Source organism: Leisingera sp. F5 (genome assembly GCF_001593695.1).
In genome coordinates, this window is sequence record NZ_LUKH01001182.1 from 1 (window position 1) to 1,210 (window position 1,210).

General features: G+C 58.8%; 1 pseudogene. It reads left to right on the forward strand.

The features are described 5' to 3' along the window. A pseudogene (locus A2I95_RS39960) lies at positions 1 to 1,210 on the forward strand (mechanosensitive ion channel family protein); the annotation flags it as partial.

Below are 1,210 nucleotides of genomic sequence, written 5' to 3' on the forward strand. Positions count from 1 at the left end.
ACAGCAGCGGCCAGTTGCTGAACGCGCCTCCGGACGAGGAACAGGAAACGGACCATCCTGCATCCGACACGATGGAGCAGCCTTCGGCGCTGATGAAAGCGCAGTCCAGGGTTGCCGCCTTTCGGGCAGAGTTGAACAGCCGGCTTGAGGCGCTGCCCTATTCGATTTTTGAGATGCAGTACATTCTGCGCCAAACCAGCCCGGACGGCCGCATCACGACCTATGCCGAAGTGCTGGGCTGGAGTGTTTTGTTCCTGCTTATCGGGCGCTGGCTGTCGACAGAGATTTACGGCAAGCGCATCGCCAAGCGCTTTGTGGTTGCACGGATCCAGGCCAACCCGGAAGGCTATCAGGAAAAGATGCCATTCCTTGTCTACCGCTTTCTGATGGGGATCGGGGCAACCGTTTTTGCGATGGTTTTTGCAGCTCTCATTTCCTATCTGATCTTCGGCGCTTCGGGCGACCCATCAATCGAATTCACGGCGACGGCTGTCTACACGGCCTTTTTCCTGGCCCGCACGGTGTCCGATCTGTGGCGGATGGTGCTGTCGCCGTTCCTCGCTCAGTACCGGATACCGGTGTTTTCAGACCGTGACGCAAAGCGGCTCTATATCTGGGCGTCCCTGCTGGCGACCTATGACATCTCCTCGACGCTGTTTGCCACCTGGGTCGGCGATTTCGGGCTGAACTACAATGTCTATGCGCTGGTGTACGGAGTTCTGGCGCTGGCGGGGATGCTGGGCAACCTGCTGATGGTACTGGTCAACGGGCGCGCCATTTCCAACGCCATCCGCGCAGGCCGCATGCCGGAAAAATGTTCCTGGCTGGTGCGTGTTCTGGCAGTGGCCTGGGCGCCGGTTCTGATGGCATACATGGCTTTTGGCTGGCTTAAACTGGCTTTTGACCTGGTGCTGGAAAAGGATGTTTCGATCCCGCTGATGGCGGGCAGCTATTTTGTGCTGACCACGATCCTGATTGTCTACGGGGCGATCAACTACTTCATCGAACGTTATTTCAACCGCACCCGGCGAATGCAACCTGCCATGGCGGCAACCGGGCTGGAAGGACCCGCGGCGGAAGCAAAGGCCATTTCTGAGCAACCGGGCGAAGAGGCTGTTCCGGATGAGGCGGAAACCGATGCGGAAGGCACCGAGGCTCTGGCCGCAAGACATCCTATTGCCACCTACCAGGATCTCGCCCGCAGAGTGGC